The 15,291-nt window shown below is 68.4% G+C and carries 15 protein-coding genes; 9 read left to right on the top strand and 6 right to left on the bottom strand.

Annotated elements, in window-relative coordinates; all coding sequences use genetic code 11:
- Positions 1-31 precede the first annotated feature (31 nt).
- On the top strand, positions 32-817 hold the full coding sequence (locus G9373_RS10505) for an aldolase/citrate lyase family protein (protein WP_005572509.1): 786 nt from the start codon (positions 32-34) through the stop codon (positions 815-817).
- A 17-nt stretch (positions 818-834) separates the two neighbouring features.
- On the opposite strand, the gene disA is transcribed toward G9373_RS10505, so the two are convergent.
- Positions 835-1,920 (bottom strand): DNA integrity scanning diadenylate cyclase DisA, encoded by a 1,086-nt coding sequence (gene disA / locus G9373_RS10500; protein WP_005572507.1) that lies wholly within the window; start codon positions 1,918-1,920, stop codon positions 835-837.
- Positions 1,921-2,005: 85 nt separating this feature from the next.
- On the opposite strand from disA, the gene G9373_RS10495 reads away from it, so the two are divergent.
- The gene (locus G9373_RS10495) at positions 2,006-2,569 is read left to right on the top strand and encodes a PaaI family thioesterase (protein ID WP_037179973.1); all 564 of its coding nucleotides are present in this window, start codon (positions 2,006-2,008) and stop codon (positions 2,567-2,569) included.
- A 20-nt stretch (positions 2,570-2,589) separates the two neighbouring features.
- Here G9373_RS10495 and radA read toward each other — a convergent pair whose 3' ends face one another.
- Positions 2,590-3,972, bottom strand: coding sequence for a DNA repair protein RadA (gene radA / locus G9373_RS10490; protein ID WP_037206067.1), 1,383 nt, complete (start codon positions 3,970-3,972; stop codon positions 2,590-2,592).
- Positions 3,973-4,018: 46 nt separating this feature from the next.
- Entirely contained in the window at positions 4,019-4,651 is a 633-nt protein-coding gene (locus G9373_RS10485) for an LpqE protein (RefSeq protein ID WP_043794101.1), read from the bottom strand.
- Positions 4,652-4,914: 263 nt separating this feature from the next.
- Here G9373_RS10485 and carD point away from each other — a divergent pair, with 263 nt between their 5' ends.
- The 6 genes from carD to G9373_RS10455 all read left to right on the top strand — a co-directional run bounded on the left by carD (position 4,915) and on the right by G9373_RS10455 (position 10,324).
- Positions 4,915-5,403, top strand: coding sequence for an RNA polymerase-binding transcription factor CarD (carD, locus tag G9373_RS10480; protein ID WP_005262216.1), 489 nt, complete (start codon positions 4,915-4,917; stop codon positions 5,401-5,403).
- An 18-nt stretch (positions 5,404-5,421) separates the two neighbouring features.
- Positions 5,422-6,102 carry a 2-C-methyl-D-erythritol 4-phosphate cytidylyltransferase gene (gene ispD / locus G9373_RS10475; RefSeq protein WP_167115059.1) on the top strand — a complete coding sequence of 227 codons (681 nt, stop codon included), beginning with the start codon at positions 5,422-5,424 and terminating at the stop codon, positions 6,100-6,102.
- Entirely contained in the window at positions 6,102-6,578 is a 477-nt protein-coding gene (ispF, locus tag G9373_RS10470) for a 2-C-methyl-D-erythritol 2,4-cyclodiphosphate synthase (RefSeq protein ID WP_005244898.1), read from the top strand. The genes ispD and ispF overlap by 1 nt, the downstream gene beginning before the upstream one ends.
- 11 nt (positions 6,579-6,589) lie before the next feature.
- Positions 6,590-7,984 carry a cysteine--tRNA ligase gene (gene cysS, locus G9373_RS10465; RefSeq protein WP_005262233.1) on the top strand — a complete coding sequence of 465 codons (1,395 nt, stop codon included), beginning with the start codon at positions 6,590-6,592 and terminating at the stop codon, positions 7,982-7,984.
- A gap of 2 nt (positions 7,985-7,986) precedes the next feature.
- A complete protein-coding gene (rlmB, locus tag G9373_RS10460) occupies positions 7,987-8,955 on the top strand; it encodes a 23S rRNA (guanosine(2251)-2'-O)-methyltransferase RlmB (RefSeq protein ID WP_005262235.1) in 969 nt (322 codons plus the stop codon).
- A 172-nt stretch (positions 8,956-9,127) separates the two neighbouring features.
- Complete coding sequence (locus G9373_RS10455) at positions 9,128-10,324, top strand: fatty acid desaturase (RefSeq protein ID WP_005262238.1); 1,197 nt, start codon at positions 9,128-9,130, stop codon at positions 10,322-10,324.
- 4 nt (positions 10,325-10,328) lie between these two features.
- On the opposite strand, the gene G9373_RS10450 is transcribed toward G9373_RS10455, so the two are convergent.
- The 3 genes from G9373_RS10450 to G9373_RS10440 all read right to left on the bottom strand — a co-directional run bounded on the left by G9373_RS10450 (position 10,329) and on the right by G9373_RS10440 (position 14,186).
- The gene (locus G9373_RS10450; protein ID WP_005262239.1) at positions 10,329-11,210 is read right to left on the bottom strand and encodes a biotin-dependent carboxyltransferase family protein; all 882 of its coding nucleotides are present in this window, start codon (positions 11,208-11,210) and stop codon (positions 10,329-10,331) included.
- Between the two features lie 57 nt (positions 11,211-11,267).
- Positions 11,268-12,365, bottom strand: a complete 1,098-nt coding sequence (gene ald / locus G9373_RS10445) for an alanine dehydrogenase (protein ID WP_065488952.1) — start codon at positions 12,363-12,365, stop codon at positions 11,268-11,270.
- A 213-nt stretch (positions 12,366-12,578) separates the two neighbouring features.
- A complete protein-coding gene (locus tag G9373_RS10440; protein WP_054248942.1) occupies positions 12,579-14,186 on the bottom strand; it encodes a PucR family transcriptional regulator in 1,608 nt (535 codons plus the stop codon).
- Between the two features lie 132 nt (positions 14,187-14,318).
- Here G9373_RS10440 and G9373_RS10435 point away from each other — a divergent pair.
- Positions 14,319-15,291, top strand: a 973-nt coding sequence (locus G9373_RS10435; protein WP_167115056.1) for an aldehyde dehydrogenase family protein, incomplete at its 3' end; no start/stop codon positions are given.

The following is a 15,291-nucleotide window of genomic DNA, read 5'->3' as shown; positions in this document are numbered from 1 at the left end:
TCCCCTCGACGCTCGGCACGCGAGGTCATGGTTGCTGGTATCTGCCTCGCGGACCGAGGATTTCGACCTCGCCGAACGCAGCGGCGCCGACGCCGTCATCCTCGATCTGGAGGACGGTGTGGTCACCGCGGAACGCTCCGATGCCCGGCGGTCGGTCGCCGCGTGGCTGTCCGGTGGCGGCGCCGCCTGGGTCCGGATCAACGCCGCGACCACCGAAGACTGGTGGGCCGACGTGGACGCGCTCCGCGGCCTCCCCGGGTTGCAGGGTGTCATGCTGGCGAAAAGTGAATCGGGGCAACAGGTCCGGGACACCGCTGCCCGGCTCGGCGGTGCGGTTCCGGTGCTCGCCCTCGTCGAGTCCGCGCGGGGAATCGAGTTCGCGTTCGAGATCGCCTGCGAGCCGGCAACACTGCGATTGGCGTTCGGCAGTGGCGATTTCCGGCGGGACACCGGCGCGAGCGCAGAGCCGGACGCGCTTGCCTACGCCCGGGGACGCCTCGTCGTCGCGAGCGGCGCCGCCGGTATCGCGGCACCCGTCGACGGACCGACTCTGGTCGACGACCAGCGCACCCGGATCGCGGATCTGGGCGTCACGCGGTCGATGGGAATGTCCGGAAAACTGTGCATGAAGGCCGCGCACACGGGCGACGTCAACCGCGAGCTGAGCCCCTCCGCCGCGGACGCGGCCTGGGCGGCCGAGGTGATCGACCGTCTCGGCGTCGACGGTTCGGGTGTCCGGAGTGGCAGCGACCGCCCGCAACTCGCGCGTGCACTGACCATCCGCACCCGCCTGGACGCGCTGCGGCTGTCCTACTAGTCGTCCGGACCGGAGATCTAGTCGTACGGGCCCGAGATCGATGTCTCGGCGAGCCGGGACAGGCCCTCGCGGATGTGCCGGGCCCACAGCCCGCCGATCCCCTCCACCGACTGCAGATCGGCGGCCGTCGCGGCCAGCAGTGACTGCAGCGTCCCGAACGAGCCGACGAGCCGGTGAATCTGGTTGAACTGCAGTCGGGGAACGCGGGTGAGGACGCGGTAGCCGCGAGGACTCATCGGCGCCTCGAGCGCTTCGATGGTGCCCGGGTACCCGAATGCCCGGGCCAACGTCGTGAGGTCGAGGAGGTCTGCGTCCGTGATCCTGTCGAGCGCGGCGAGCGACTTCTCGACGTCCTCCGCGGGCGCCGGGCCGGTGCCGGCCAGGTAGTCGCGCACGATGAGTTCCCTCGCCACGTCGTTGTCGCCGACGAGTTCCTCGAGTTGCAGTGCGAGCTGACGTCCGTCCGTGCCGAGCTCGAGCACGTCCTGCTCGATCTCGACGGACACGCGCCGCACCATCTCCAGTCGCTGCACCACGGTCAGGGCGTCGCGGAGCGTGACGAAATCCTCGATCTCGACCACCGACAGCTGGCGGGTCACCTCGTCGAGCCGCGCCTTGTACCGCTCGAGGGTGGCCACCGCCTGATTGGCACGCGACAGGATCGTGGCGGACCCGTCGATGACGTGCCGGATGCCGCCGACGTACACGCTGACGATGCTCATCGACTGGCTGACCGACACCACGGGGTACCCGGTCTGCATGGCCGTCCGCTCGGCGGCGCGGTGACGCGTGCCGGACTCGACGGTCGGGATCTTGTGGTCGGGGACCAGCTGGACGTTGGCGCGCACGATGCGGGACCCGTCGGTGGACAGAACCACGGCGCCGTCCATCTTCGACAGCTCACGCAGGCGGGTCGGCGCGAACTCCACGTCGAGCTCGAAGCCGCCGTCGCAGATCTCTTCCATCTGCTCGTCGTAGCCGAGGACGATCAGGGCGCCCGTGCGTCCGCGCAGAATGCGCTCCAGGCCGTCGCGGAGTGCCGTTCCGGGAGCCAGCCGGGCTATCGTTTCGCGCAGCGCAGACGACGACTCGGCATCGTTCATCGCGCAATACTCCCGCTGAGGTAGACGTCACTTGTCGGGGCCCGCCGCGGAAACACGTCCGGACCCGCGTTTAGATTACCTATCCATGAGTAGTACCTGGACTTTGCCCGACGACCTGACCCTGCCCGCACCGGTCGGCAGCTTCCCCGCTGCAGGTCAGCCCGTGCCGCAGCACTGGTCACGGTGCTTCGGGTGCGGCGACCAGTCGCCTGCCGGGATGTCGATGAGCTTCACGGCCGGGGAAGGGCTCGACGTGTGGGGCCGGCTCGAGGTGGCTCCTCGCTACCAGGGCGGTCCGGGAGTGATCCACGGCGGCATCCTCTCGACCGCGTTCGATGAGGCGCTGGGGATGGTGTGCCGATCGATCGTCGACGGACCGGTGGTGACGGGTCATCTGGAGATCGACTTCGCCAAGCCCATCCCGCTGGGTTCCGTCCTCGAATTCCACGCGCGCATCGACGGGTCGATCCGCCGCAAGGTGTACGCGAGCGCCGAGGCGCGCATCGTCGAGGGGCCGACGGCCGATCCCGACGTGGTCGTGGCGACGTCGCGGGGGCTGTTCCTCACCGTGACGGCCGAGCACTTCGAGAAGACCAAGGACTTCGTCGACGGTGTGCCGGAGCGCCCGTTCGGCACGTCGTCGATCTGAGCGTCACCGCGATCCGAGCGTCACCGCAGTGACGCGATGGCTGCCCCCAGGTTTCCGACCTCGGTGACCTTCATGCCCTTCGGGGCCGCCCCGGAGTCGAGGGGAACGATCGCGCGGGTGAATCCGAGGCGGTAGGCCTCGGCGAGCCTGCGCCCGACGCCGGGTACCCGGCGAACCTCGCCGGCCAGTCCCACTTCGCCGAGGATCACCAGTCCGTCGGGAACGGGCTTGTCCTTCACGGCGGACGCGACGGCGAGCGCCAACGCGAGATCGGCGGAGGGCTCGGTCATCCGCATTCCGCCGACGGTGGCCGCGTAGACGTCGTTCTTCGCGATCGGCACCCCGCACCGGCGGTCGAGCACGGCCAGCACCATGGCCACGCGGGCGCTGTCGAGTCCGCTCACGGCACGCCGGGGTGCGGGCATGGACGTGGCGGCCACGAGGGCCTGCACCTCACCGAGGAGGGGCCGTTTGCCGTCCATCATGACGGTGACGGCGGTTCCGGGAACGGCCTCGGCACGGTGATGGAGGAACAGTCCGGACGGGTCGCTGATGCCGGCGATGCCGTCTTCCCGCAGTTCGAAGCAACCGACCTCGTCGGCGGCGCCGAAACGGTTCTTGACGCCGCGCACCATCCGCAGCGTGGAGTGTTTGTCGCCCTCGAAGTGCAGCACCACGTCGACGAGATGCTCGAGCGACCGCGGTCCGGCGACCGCGCCGTCCTTGGTGACGTGGCCGATGAGGAGCACTGGCACGCCGCTGGCCTTGGCGAGGGAGGTGAGGGCGCTGGTGACGGCCTTCACCTGGGTGACTCCGCCGACCACGCCGTCGACGTCCGCGGCCAGCATGGTCTGCACGGAGTCGACGATCAGCAGGGTGGGACGCACCTGCTCCACGTGGCCGAGGATGGTCGCGAGGTCGGATTCGGCGGCGAGATAGACCCGCTCGTGAACGGCGCCGGTGCGGTCGGCCCGCAGTCGCACCTGTCCGGCGGATTCCTCACCGGTGACGTAGAGGGACCGGTCGTCCGGGCCGCGGCGGGCCCACTGGTGGACCACCTCGAGGAGGAGGGTGGACTTGCCGACGCCGGGTTCGCCGGCGAGGAGAACGACGGAACCGGGCACCACCCCGCCGCCGAGGACACGGTCCAGTTCGTCGATGCCCGTGGGCTTGGCACGGGTGGAGGTGCTGTCGATCCGCGTGATCGGAGTGGCCGGGGTGGACGGAAGTACCGCTCCGGCCCCGGCTTTTGCGAGCGAGGCGCCGGGGCGGCTGGCGACGGACGCAACGATCGGGGCCTCGTCCATCGATCCCCAGCTACCGCACTCGGGGCACCGGCCGACCCATTTGGGAACGGTGCACTGGCACGACGAGCAGCGGAAGCTGGTTTTGAGTTTGGCCACCGGGCCAGCCTAGGTATCGGGTCCGACAGCGGACCCGGTCCGGCTGCTAGTGTCCGCCGCCCTCGGCTTCGGCTCCGGGGGACGTGTCGGAGACGTGGCGCTCGGTCTCGTGGCCCGCGTCGACGGGAACGGACACGGTGACGTCGCCGGCCTTCTCGAACGCGAACGTGACGGGGAAGGTGAGGCCCGGGCGGACGCCTTCCTTCAGGCCGTCCAGGGTGACGAGGACGACGTCGGCCGGTGCGTCGGCACTGGCGTCCTTCTGGCCCGCGGCCTCCGCGCCCTCAGCGGCTTCCTCGCCCGGAAGTCCGGCGACGAGCGCGGTCTGCGGCGCGATCTCGAGGCCGCCCGCCTTGTCGCCGAGGGTGACGGACTGCGCGAAGTCGGTGCTGATCCGGGTCAGCTTGTCCGGGGTGTCCTCGTTGTTGTTGATCGCGGTGAACGCGAGGACGGCGGTGCCGCCCGGCTCGAGGCTGTACTCGGCGGAGTTGGGGTAGACCACGTGCACGTTGCGCAGGGCGATCGACCCGACGTCCGCGCTGTTGCCGTTGACCGCGGCGACCTGACTCGACGTCTGAGTGATCTGGCCCGCGCTGCAGGCGGACAGCACGAGTGCTGCGCCGGCAGCGAGAGCGACGGCGGTAGCGACTCGGCGAGTCGACTTGTCGAGAGCAGTCACGAGTTGTCCTCCGGTGTCAGGTTCGCACTTCAACTAGGCAGAGTAGTAGTTCGTCCGCGTGGCCTGCTCGCTGGGTACTCACAATGGTTGTCTGCGTGCGGTTTCGGCGCTGGAGAACCGCCCGATCGGGGTGTCCGGAATGCACGTATCGGGGACCCTGTCAACCCCTACGGTCAGGCCATGATGCCCCTGACCTGCACCGTTGATGAGACCAGGTTCCGGACACGTGTTAAACTCGAATGATCGAAAGGGGCACGGGACAGATGATTTTTAAGGTCGGAGACACCGTCGTATACCCCCATCACGGTGCGGCGCTGATCGAAGCTATTGAAACCCGCACCATCAAGGGTGAGCAGAAGGAATATCTCGTTCTCAAGGTTGCTCAGGGCGATCTCACCGTACGGGTTCCCGCAGACAACGCAGAGTACGTGGGCGTACGCGACGTCGTCGGCCAGGAAGGTCTCGACAAGGTCTTCCAGGTACTGCGGGCACCGCACACCGAAGAACCCACCAACTGGTCGCGCCGTTACAAGGCGAATCTCGAAAAGCTCGCGTCAGGTGACGTCAACAAGGTCGCCGAGGTCGTTCGGGACCTGTGGCGTCGCGAGCAGGATCGCGGCCTGTCCGCAGGAGAGAAGCGCATGCTCGCGAAGGCGCGGCAGATTCTTGTCGGCGAACTCGCACTGGCCGAAGGCACCGACAGCGACAAGGCCGAGACCATCCTCGACGAGGTCCTCGCGGCCGCGTCCTAGACAGTCGCGATACCCACAGTGGCCGAGGGAAAAGGTCCTGTAGTCGCACTGGTTCCCGCCGCAGGTCAGGGAGTGCGTTTGGGCGAGAACAAGCCCAAGGCATTCGTTGATCTGGGTGGGACGACCATGCTTACACGCGCGGTCGACGGGCTCCTGCAGTCGGGGGCTGTCGACCGCGTCGTCGTGATCGTTCCGGAGGAGCTCGTCGAGTCGACGCGAACCCTCCTCCCCGGTGAAGTCACCGTCGTGGCCGGCGGAAGCGAGCGGACCGATTCGGTTCGCGCCGGACTCGCCGTCGCGGACGACGCCGAATACGTGCTAGTGCACGACGCCGCCCGAGCGCTCACACCACCGTCGCTCATCGCGCGGGTGGTCGCGGAGCTGCGCTGCGGCCGCAGCGCCGTCATCCCAGTCCTCCCGGTGGCGGACACCATCAAGACCGTAGACGTTCTCGGTTCGGTCACCGGCACCCCCGAGCGGTCCGAACTGCGGGCCGTGCAGACGCCGCAGGGTTTCACCGCGGAACTGCTCCGGCGCGCCTACGACGCCGCCGACGGCATCGCCACGGACGACGCCGGACTGGTGGAGCGCCTCGGGGAACGGGTCCGCAGCATCGTCGGAGAACCCACAGCATTCAAGATCACCACGCCGCTGGACCTCGTGCTGGCCCGCGCGCTGGTGGAAGAGGGAGCGCACTAGTGCGAGTCGGAATCGGGACGGACGTCCACCCGATCGAGCAGGGACGGCCGTGCTGGATGGCCGGCCTGCTCTTCGAGGACGAGAACGGCTGCGCGGGCCATTCCGACGGCGACGTGGCCGTTCACGCACTCTGCGACGCCCTCCTCTCCGCCGCCGGACTCGGCGATCTCGGCTCCGTCTTCGGAACCGGCAGGCCCGAATGGTCCGGGGTGAGCGGTGCCGCGATGCTCGCCGAGGTACGCCGCCTCCTCGAAGAAGACGACTTCGGTGTCGCCAACGCCGCGGTCCAGGTAATCGGGAACCGGCCGAAGATCGGCCCGCGCCGAAACGAGGCGCAGAAGGTGCTCAGCGACATTTTGGGCGCGCCGGTTTCGGTGTCCGCGACCACCACGGACGGGCTCGGCCTCACCGGGCGCGGCGAGGGGATCGCCGCCATGGCCACCGCGTTGGTCATTCCCGATCGAAGCGCCAGGTAGGATCGCTGGTCGTGACCCTGCGCCTATTCGACACCGAGACGCGGGCCATGCGTGACTTCGTTCCGCTGGCCCCTGGACACGCATCGGTGTACCTGTGTGGCGCCACGGTGCAGGGCGACCCCCATATCGGCCACGTACGCAGCGGCGTCGCATTCGACGTGCTGCGACGCTGGCTGCTCGCCCACGACTACGACGTGGCGTTCGTCCGCAACGTCACGGACATCGAAGACAAGATCCTGAACAAGGCCGCGGAGGCGGGCAGGCCGTGGTGGGAGTGGGCCGCCACGTTCGAGCGGTCCTTCACGTGGGCCTATCAGCAGCTGGGTGTGCTGCCGCCGTCCGTCGAGCCGCGAGCCACCGGTCACATCACGCAGATGGTCGAGATGATGCAGCGCCTCATCGACAACGGCCACGCGTACGCCGCGGGCGGGGACGTCTACTTCGACGTCCGCAGCTACCCCCGGTACGGCAGCCTGTCCGGGCACAAGCTCGACGACGTGCACCAGGGCGAGAGCGCCGGCGAATGCAAGCGTGATCCCCGCGACTTCACGCTGTGGAAGGCGGAGAAGCCGGGCGAGCCGTCGTGGCCGACGCCGTGGGGCCGGGGCCGGCCTGGCTGGCACCTCGAGTGCTCGGCGATGGCCGAGTTCTATCTCGGGGCGGCGTTCGACATCCACTGCGGTGGCCTGGACCTGGTGTTCCCGCACCACGAGAACGAGATCGCGCAGGCCAAGTGCTCCGGCGACGACTTCGCGCAGTACTGGCTGCACAACGGCTGGGTCACCATGGGTGGCGAGAAGATGTCGAAGTCGCTCGGCAACGTTCTCTCGGTGCCGAACGTGTTGAAAAAGGTTCGGCCGCAAGAGCTTCGCTACTACCTGGGCAGTGCCCACTACCGGTCGATGCTCGAGTACTCCGACACCGCGCTCGACGAGGGGGCCGCGGCGTTCCGCCGGATCGAGTCGTTCGTCATGCGCACGCAGGAGCGTGCCGGTGAGGTGCCGGTCGGTCGGTGGACGGAGGCATTCGCTCGCGCGCTCGACGACGACCTCGCCGTCCCCGCCGCGCTCGCCGAGGTGCACGGCAAGGTCCGCGAGGGCAACATCGCCCTCGACGGCGGAGATCTCGAGGGTGCGCGCGAGATCGCGTCGCAGGTCCGGGCCATGCTCGGAATCCTCGGCGTCGACCCGCTGGACGAGCACTGGACTCAGGAGACCGCGGATGCGTCCGCGGCAACCGATGCCCTGGACGTTCTGGTCCGGGCCGAACTCGAGCGCAGGCAGAGTGCCCGCGCCGAGAAGAACTGGGCTGTGGCCGACGAGGTGCGTGACCGTCTCATCCGGGCGGGCATCGAGGTCACCGATACCCCCAACGGGCCCGAGTGGTCTCTCAAGGCAGGACAGTAGTAATGGCTGGAAATTCGAGTAGGCGCGGAGCCATCCGCAAGGCCGGTACCAAGAAGGGGCAGGTCGCCGGTTCCGGTGGCCAGCGCCGCAAGGGACTGGAAGGCCGCGGCGCCACCCCGCCCGCGGAATCCCGCACCAAGCACCCCGCCGCCAAGCGCGCCGCCCGCGCGGCCAGGGAAGCCGACAAGCAGCCCGGCCGCGGTCGTCAGACCGCCGGACGCAAGGTGCTCGACGGCCCCGAGAACGTGCTGGGCCGCAACCCCGTCGTCGAGTGCCTGCGCGCCGGCGTCCCCGCGACCGCGCTGTACGTCGCGGTCGGGACCGAGAGCGACGATCGCCTGAAGGAATCCGTTCAGCGGGCTGCCGACGCGGGCATCTCCATCCTCGAGGTTCCCCGGACCGATCTCGACCGGCTCAGCGCCAACGGCATGCACCAGGGCATCGCGTTGCAGGTGCCCCCGTACCGTTACGCGCACCCCGACGACCTGATCGCGGAAGCCCGCAAGCATCAGGAGGCGCCGCTGCTCGTGGCCCTCGACAACATCACCGATCCCCGCAACCTCGGTGCCGTCGTGCGTTCGGTGGCCGCGTTCGGTGGTCACGGTGTGGTGATCCCGGAGCGCCGCAGTGCGTCGGTCACCGCGGTCGCGTGGCGGACGAGCGCCGGCGCGGCAGCCCGCCTGCCGATCGCCCGCGCCACCAACCTCACTCGCACACTGAAGGATTGGGCGTCCAAGGGCGTCCAGGTGGTTGGTCTCGATGCGGGCGGCGATACCACCCTCGACGAGTTCGACGGCAGCGGCCCCGTGGTGGTCGTGGTCGGCTCGGAGGGCAAGGGACTGTCGCGCCTGGTCCGCGAGAACTGCGACGCCATCCTCAGCATTCCGATGGCGGGCCCCGTCGAATCGCTCAACGCGTCCGTCGCCGCGGGTGTCGTGCTCGCCGACATCGCCCGTCGTCGCCGCGGCTAGGCTCCCCGACCCGCGAACAGCAGGTCGTCGTCGGGCAAGCCCGCACGGTCGGTAGCGGGCTGAGGGTGCCGCTTCAACACTGTCGGCACCTACCGTAGACCTACAGTGTTGACAGGCTGCTACCAGCGGCGTTCACTGAGGTCATCAGTGACCGCGAGGTTGGAGGCCGGTCGTGGCAATCACCGATATCAAGGAATACGCGCACCTCACCCAGCAGGACGTCGAGGCGCTCGGATTCGAACTCGACGCACTACGCCGCGACGTCGCGGAGTCCCTCGGGGCGAAGGACGCGACGTACATCCGCCGCACCATCGCGTTCCAGCGCGTGCTCGACGGACTCGCCCGACTGATGATCCACGGCAGCCGGTCGTCCACGGGCGTGGTCCTCGGGACGACGGCACTGGGTGTGGCCAAGAGCGTCGAGAACATGGAGATCGGCCACAACGTCTCGCACGGGCAGTGGGACTGGATGAACGATCCCGAGATCCACTCGAGCACCTGGGAGTGGGATCAGGTGGGTCCGTCGTCGCAGTGGAAGTATGCGCACAACTTCCGTCACCACAAGTACACCAACGTGCTCGGGATGGACGATGACGTCGGGTTCGGCGTCATGCGCGTCACTCGTGATCAGGAATGGCGTCCGATCCACCTGCTACAGCCGATTCAGAATCTTCTGCTCGCGGCGTCGTTCGAATGGGGCATCGCGCTCCACGATCTGCTTCCGCCCAGTGCCGAAGACAAAGCGAGCCGGCGTCTGCGTCCACCGGTGCGAGATCTGCTCGGCAAGATCGCGCGGCAGATGGGCAAGGACTACGTGTTGTTCCCCGTTCTCAGCGGGCGGCGGTGGCGACGAACGTTGAAGGCGAATCTCGTTGCCAACCTGCTGCGGAACGTGTGGTCGTACGTCGTGATCTTCTGCGGGCACTTCCCCGACGGAGCCGAAAAGTTCACGCTTGCGGAACTCGAGGACGAAAGCCGGGCCGAGTGGTATCTCCGCCAGATGCTCGGCACCGCGAACTTCCGGGCCGGCGCCGTCATGGCCTTCATGAGCGGCAACCTGTGCTATCAGATCGAGCACCATCTCTTCCCTGACATTCCCAGCAATCGGTACGCCGAGATCTCGACCGCGGTGCGCGGCCTGTGCGAGAAGTACGACCTGCCGTACACCACCGGTTCGCTTGCGCGGCAATACCTTCTGACGCTGCGCACCATTCACAAACTGGCGCTGCCCAACCGATTCCTCCGGGCGACGTCGGACGACGCGCCGGAGACGGCCTCGGAAGTGAAGTTCCGTGGGCGGGCGGCGGTCGGGGCCGATCCCGTGACCGGACGGCTTCGCGGGCTCCGAACCGCGCTGGCAGCGAGGTAGGGCGTCACCGCGGAATGGTCGGCGCCACCATCCGGTGGAAGCGGACCCGGTGCCCGGGCCGCAACTGCGCGGCCACCGGCAAATCGGCCTCGGCGACCACGGCGATCACCGGATAGCCGCCGGTCACCGGATGATCGGCCAGGAACAGGATGGGCTGACCGTTGGGCGGCACCTGCAGCGCCCCCGCCACCATGGCCTCGCTCGGCATCTCCTCCGTCACCGCGCGGTGCAACGGTCCCGGACCCTCGAGTCGTGCCCCCACGCGATTGGTGTCGGAGCTGACCGTCCACGTCTCGCGGAGAAGGGCTTCGACGGACGCGGGGGTGAACCAGTCGTCCCGCGGTCCGAGCCGGACGCGCATCATCAGCGGATCCTCGGGGGCGGCCGGTGGGGGGATGATCTCGTCCGCAGGCCAGTCGCCGGCATCCGCACCGACCAGCAGCCGATCACCCTCGGCGACGGGATCGGGGCCGATCCCCGACAGAGTGTCGGTGGACCGGCTCCCCATCACCGCGGGCACGTCGAAACCTCCGCGCACCGCGACATAGCTGCGGAGTCCTTCCGATGTGAACGCGATCTCCAGCAGGTCGCCGGTGTTCAGGTGCAGCATCGTGTAGGTGGGCCGGGGTTCGGAATTGACGGTGACGGGGTTCCGGGCGCCCGTGACGGCGACAGAGACGGTCCCGGCCGCACGTACCGCGAGCCCGCCCAGTGTGACCTCCAGCGTGGCTGCGCCGGAATGGTTGCCCACCAACCTGTTTGCGCTGTCGTGTGCGTCTCGGTCGGCGGCACCGGACTCGCCGACGCCGATCGACGCGTAACCGGGGCGGCCCCGATCCTGCACGGTGGTGAAGGGTCCGGTGCGCACGACCTCGAGCCAAGCCATCGTTCGATTGTCCCGCAACCGCAGGTCTGCTGGATACGCTCTCGACGGATCAATCGCTCAGGAGACTGCGGTGTAGCTGTGCGCGGCAGCGACTTCGGCGGACAGCAGTTGTCCGTCGTGGGTGGACAGGCCCTCGGCGAGTCCGGGGACGGTCGCGGTGGCCTCTTTCCAGCCCTTGTCGGCGAGGGCGGCGACGTAGGGGAGGGTGGCGTTGGTGAGGGCGTAGGTGGAGGTGCGGGGGACGGCGCCGGGCATGTTGGCGACGCAGTAGAAGACGGAGTCGTGGACCTGGTAGGTGGGTTCGGCGTGGGTGGTGGGACGTGAGTCCTCGAAGCAGCCGCCCTGGTCGATGGCGATGTCGACGAGCACCGAGCCGGGCTTCATCCGTGAGACGAGGTTGTTGGAGACGAGGGTGGGGGCCTTGGCGCCGGGGACGAGGACGGCGCCGATGACCAGGTCGGCGCCCTCGACGGCCTGTTCGAGTTCGAGGCTGTTGGAGGTGATGGTCTTGACCTGGCCGTGGTAGAGGGCGTCGATCTCGCGGAGGCGGGCGATGGACAGGTCGAGGACGGTGACGTCGGCGTGCATGCCGTGGGCGATGGCGATGGCGTTGCGGCCGGAGACGCCGGCGCCGATGACGACGACCTTGGCCGGGCGTACGCCGGGGACGCCGCCCATCAGGACGCCGCGGCCGCCGCCCTGGCGCATGAGGTGGTAGGCGCCGGCCTGTGGGGCGAGGCGTCCGGCGACCTCGCTCATCGGGGCGAGCAGGGGGAGGGAGCCGTCGGTGCCGATGACGGTTTCGTAGGCGATGGCGGTGGTCTTGGACGCGAGCAGGGCGTCGGTGCAGTCCTTGGAGGCGGCGAGGTGCAGGTAAGTGAAGAGCACCTGGTCCTGGCGCAGGCGGGTGTATTCCTCGGCGATGGGTTCTTTGACCTTCAGGAGCAGGTCGGCGGTGTCCCATACCTGGTCGGCGGCCTGGAGGATGTGGGCGCCTGCGGCTTTGAAGTCCTCATCGGCGAAGGAGGAGCCGATGCCGGCTTCGGATTCGATGATCACCTCATGGCCGCGTTCGGTGAGTTCGTGGACACCGGCGGGGGTGATGGCCACCCGGTATTCGTGGTTCTTGATTTCGCGGGGGATGCCGATCTTCATGAGAGCTCCGTGCTGTCGGAAATTCGATTGGTAGGTGCCAATGGTGAAGAAAGCGTCCATTCCTGCCAATAGTTGTGAAGATAATTCTTGATACTGGGGTACTGGCTCGCGGCTATTCGAATGCCGACACCCTGATCCGGTCGTCGTCGAAGGATGTTCGGAGAGTGGCTCCGCCCCGTGAGTACTTATTAACCGCCCGCCGTTAACAAGTACTCACGGGTGGCGGAGCCGCAGGATCAGCATGGCCGTGTGCAGCGACGTCCGGGACTCGGCGTCGTCCAGGTCGACACCGAGCAGGCGCTGGATCGTGGCCAGTTTCGCGTAGAGCGTGGGGCGAGAGAGGTGAAGTTGTTTCGCGAGTTCCGTCTTGTTGCCACCGAGTTCGAGGAAGCTGCGCAGGACGTCGACGCTGTCGCCGCCGTGTCGCGCCTGATGCTCCAGCAGGCCGCGGAGTTCGGTCTCGGCGAAGGCCTGCACCCGCGGATCGGTCCGGATGAGGGCGAGCAGACCGCGCAACCGGATGTCGGCAGCTCGGTGAAAGACCTTGTCGCCCGGTGGCAACGACAGCGCGACCTCGGCGATGTGAGCCGATTCCGTCAGGCCGCCCGCGGCGTCCAGGAGCCGGGTCGATTCGGGACCGACGCCGATCGTGCAGTGGAGGACGCCGTCGAGCCGGGTGAGCGCGGCACGGATCGCCGCACAGAGTTCGGACAGCGCGTCGGGTGTCGACGCCGGCGGATGCGACAGGAGCAGGTCGATCTGTCCGGCGCGGGTGTTCGCGGTGAGTGCGGTTTGCCGCGACGTCCGGACCGCGTGGCGGACGGCGTCCAGCATGTTCACACGCCGCCGCTGCGCGAGAACCTGGTCGGCGCTGGCGGTTTCGCTGACCCGGACCGTCATCGGCAGGTAGGTCAGTGCCGGCCGGAGGCCGAGCGCATGGGCGCGCGCCGTCGCCTCGGCCTCGTCCTGGACGCGTCCGCGGCGGAGTTCGTCGATGAGCCCGCTCTGGGCCTGCTGCTCGAGCGCGGTCCGGTCCTGCTCGACCATGCGGTTCAGTGCGAGCGCCTGCGCGGCACGCTCGAGGGCCATCCGCGCCCGACCTTCGGCGGCGACGGGGCGAGGGGCGACGAGTCGTCCCCATTCCTGCCGATGCGCGCCGACGGGCGTCGTCGTCCACGACTCCGGGCCGTCGATCGCGGTCTGATGCGATACGGGCGTCAGCCGCGACCGACGTTCCCACTCGGCGAGGAGATCCGCCGCCGTGGTTCCCTGCGCCGCGAAGGCCAGCACCTGCCGGTTGAGGTCCTCGAGCACGATCGGGGCGCCGAGCATTCCGGCCGCGGCGTCGACGATCTCACCGAGCGATGCCCGCTTCATGCTCAGGTCGGTGAAGACCTCGTGCACGTGCCGGGCGAACGCGACCTCGTCGTACTGCTCCGCGACGATCGATCGGTGCACTTCCTCGGTGACCTCGACGAACCGGATCTGGCGGTGCAGTGCGATGACGGGGAACGACAGTCTGTCGGCGGCGCGCGCCACCCCTTCCGGCACAGTGTCGACGTGGACGCCGAGTTCGACGACGAGTCCGGCTGCGCCCGCCGCGGCCAGTCCCTCCAGGTACGCCACGCTCGACGAGTCGTCCGCGAGCGGCCGGCCGGTGGTGAGGACGAGTTCGCCACCCTGGAGGAGGTTCGACAAATCGGGTAGATCGCTGACGTGCACCCAACGCACCGGCTTGTCGAGCGGTCCGCCGCCGATCACCTCGGGTGTTCCCGCCTGCACGACCGGGAGCGCCAGGATGTCGACGATGGTGGGCTGCATTTACGCAGTGTAAAGCAGAGGTCGGATTTCCTTACAGATCGTCGGGCTCCGGGCGCTCGTTGACGGACCACAGTGAAGACATCGCACTTCGCGCGGAGTTTCCGCGTATCGGCTCTCTCGGTAAGGACACCCATGACACACAGCGATGGCGCAGCGCAGACCCGGACCATCTCGCCCTCCGCCGAAGGCCGGACCATCTCGCACTGGTTCGACAACAAGACGTTCGCCGGTACCAGCGGCAACACCGCCCCGGTCACGAATCCGGCGACCGGTGCCGTGACCGGTCAGGTCGCCCTGGCCAGCGTCGAGGACGCCCGCGCCGTGATCGACGCCGCCGCCGCCGCGTTCCCCGCCTGGCGCGACACCTCCCTCGCCAAGCGCACCCAGGTGATCTTCAACTTCCGGGAACTGCTCAACGCCCGCAAAGGCGAGTTGGCCGAGATCATCACCGCCGAGCACGGCAAGGTCGTCTCCGACGCACTCGGTGAGGTCTCCCGCGGCCAGGAAGTCGTCGAATTCGCCTGCGGCATCGCGCACCTGCTCAAGGGCGGCATGACCGAAAACGCCTCCACCAACATCGACGTCTCCTCGATCCGCCAGCCCGTCGGCCCGGTCGGGATCATCTCCCCGTTCAACTTCCCCGCCATGGTCCCGATGTGGTTCTTCCCCATCGCCATCGCCGCCGGCAACACCGTGGTGTTGAAGCCGTCCGAGAAGGACCCGACCGCCGCGATCTGGATGGCCGAACTCTGGGCCGAAGCCGGACTGCCCGCCGGGGTGTTCAACGTCCTGCAGGGCGACAAGACCGCCGTCGACGAACTGCTCACCCACCCCGCCATCAAGGCCATCAGTTTCGTCGGCTCCACCCCCATCGCCCAGTACGTCTACGCCACCGGCACCGCCCACGGCAAACGCGTCCAAGCGTTGGGTGGGGCGAAGAACCACGCCATCGTCCTCCCGGACGCCGACCTCGACCTGGCCGCCGACGCCATGGTCAACGCCGGCTTCGGCTCCGCCGGCGAACGCTGCATGGCCATCAGCGCCCTGGTCGCGGTCGGCGACATCGCCGACGAACTCGTCGCCAAGATCAAGGACCGCACCGACA

It is taken from the genome of Rhodococcus sp. A14 (assembly GCF_011603105.1).
GTDB lineage: Bacteria > Actinomycetota > Actinomycetes > Mycobacteriales > Mycobacteriaceae > Rhodococcus_F > Rhodococcus_F opacus.
The sequence above is the reverse complement of the archived record's forward strand: the minus strand, read 5'-3'. Positions and strand labels throughout refer to the sequence as shown.

Excerpts from the sequence above, each read along its gene's own strand:
- G9373_RS10450 (WP_005262239.1), bottom strand. The coding sequence starts at position 11,210 with ATGGCTTGGCTCGAGGTCGTGCGCACCGGACCCTTCACCACCGTGCAG.
- ald (WP_065488952.1), bottom strand. The coding sequence starts at position 12,365 with ATGAAGATCGGCATCCCCCGCGAAATCAAGAACCACGAATACCGGGTG.
- carD (WP_005262216.1), top strand. The coding sequence starts at position 4,915 with ATGATTTTTAAGGTCGGAGACACCGTCGTATACCCCCATCACGGTGCG.
- rlmB (WP_005262235.1), top strand. The coding sequence starts at position 7,987 with ATGGCTGGAAATTCGAGTAGGCGCGGAGCCATCCGCAAGGCCGGTACC.
- G9373_RS10495 (WP_037179973.1), top strand. The coding sequence starts at position 2,006 with ATGAGTAGTACCTGGACTTTGCCCGACGACCTGACCCTGCCCGCACCG.
- G9373_RS10440 (WP_054248942.1), bottom strand. The coding sequence starts at position 14,186 with ATGCAGCCCACCATCGTCGACATCCTGGCGCTCCCGGTCGTGCAGGCG.
- disA (WP_005572507.1), bottom strand. The coding sequence starts at position 1,920 with ATGAACGATGCCGAGTCGTCGTCTGCGCTGCGCGAAACGATAGCCCGG.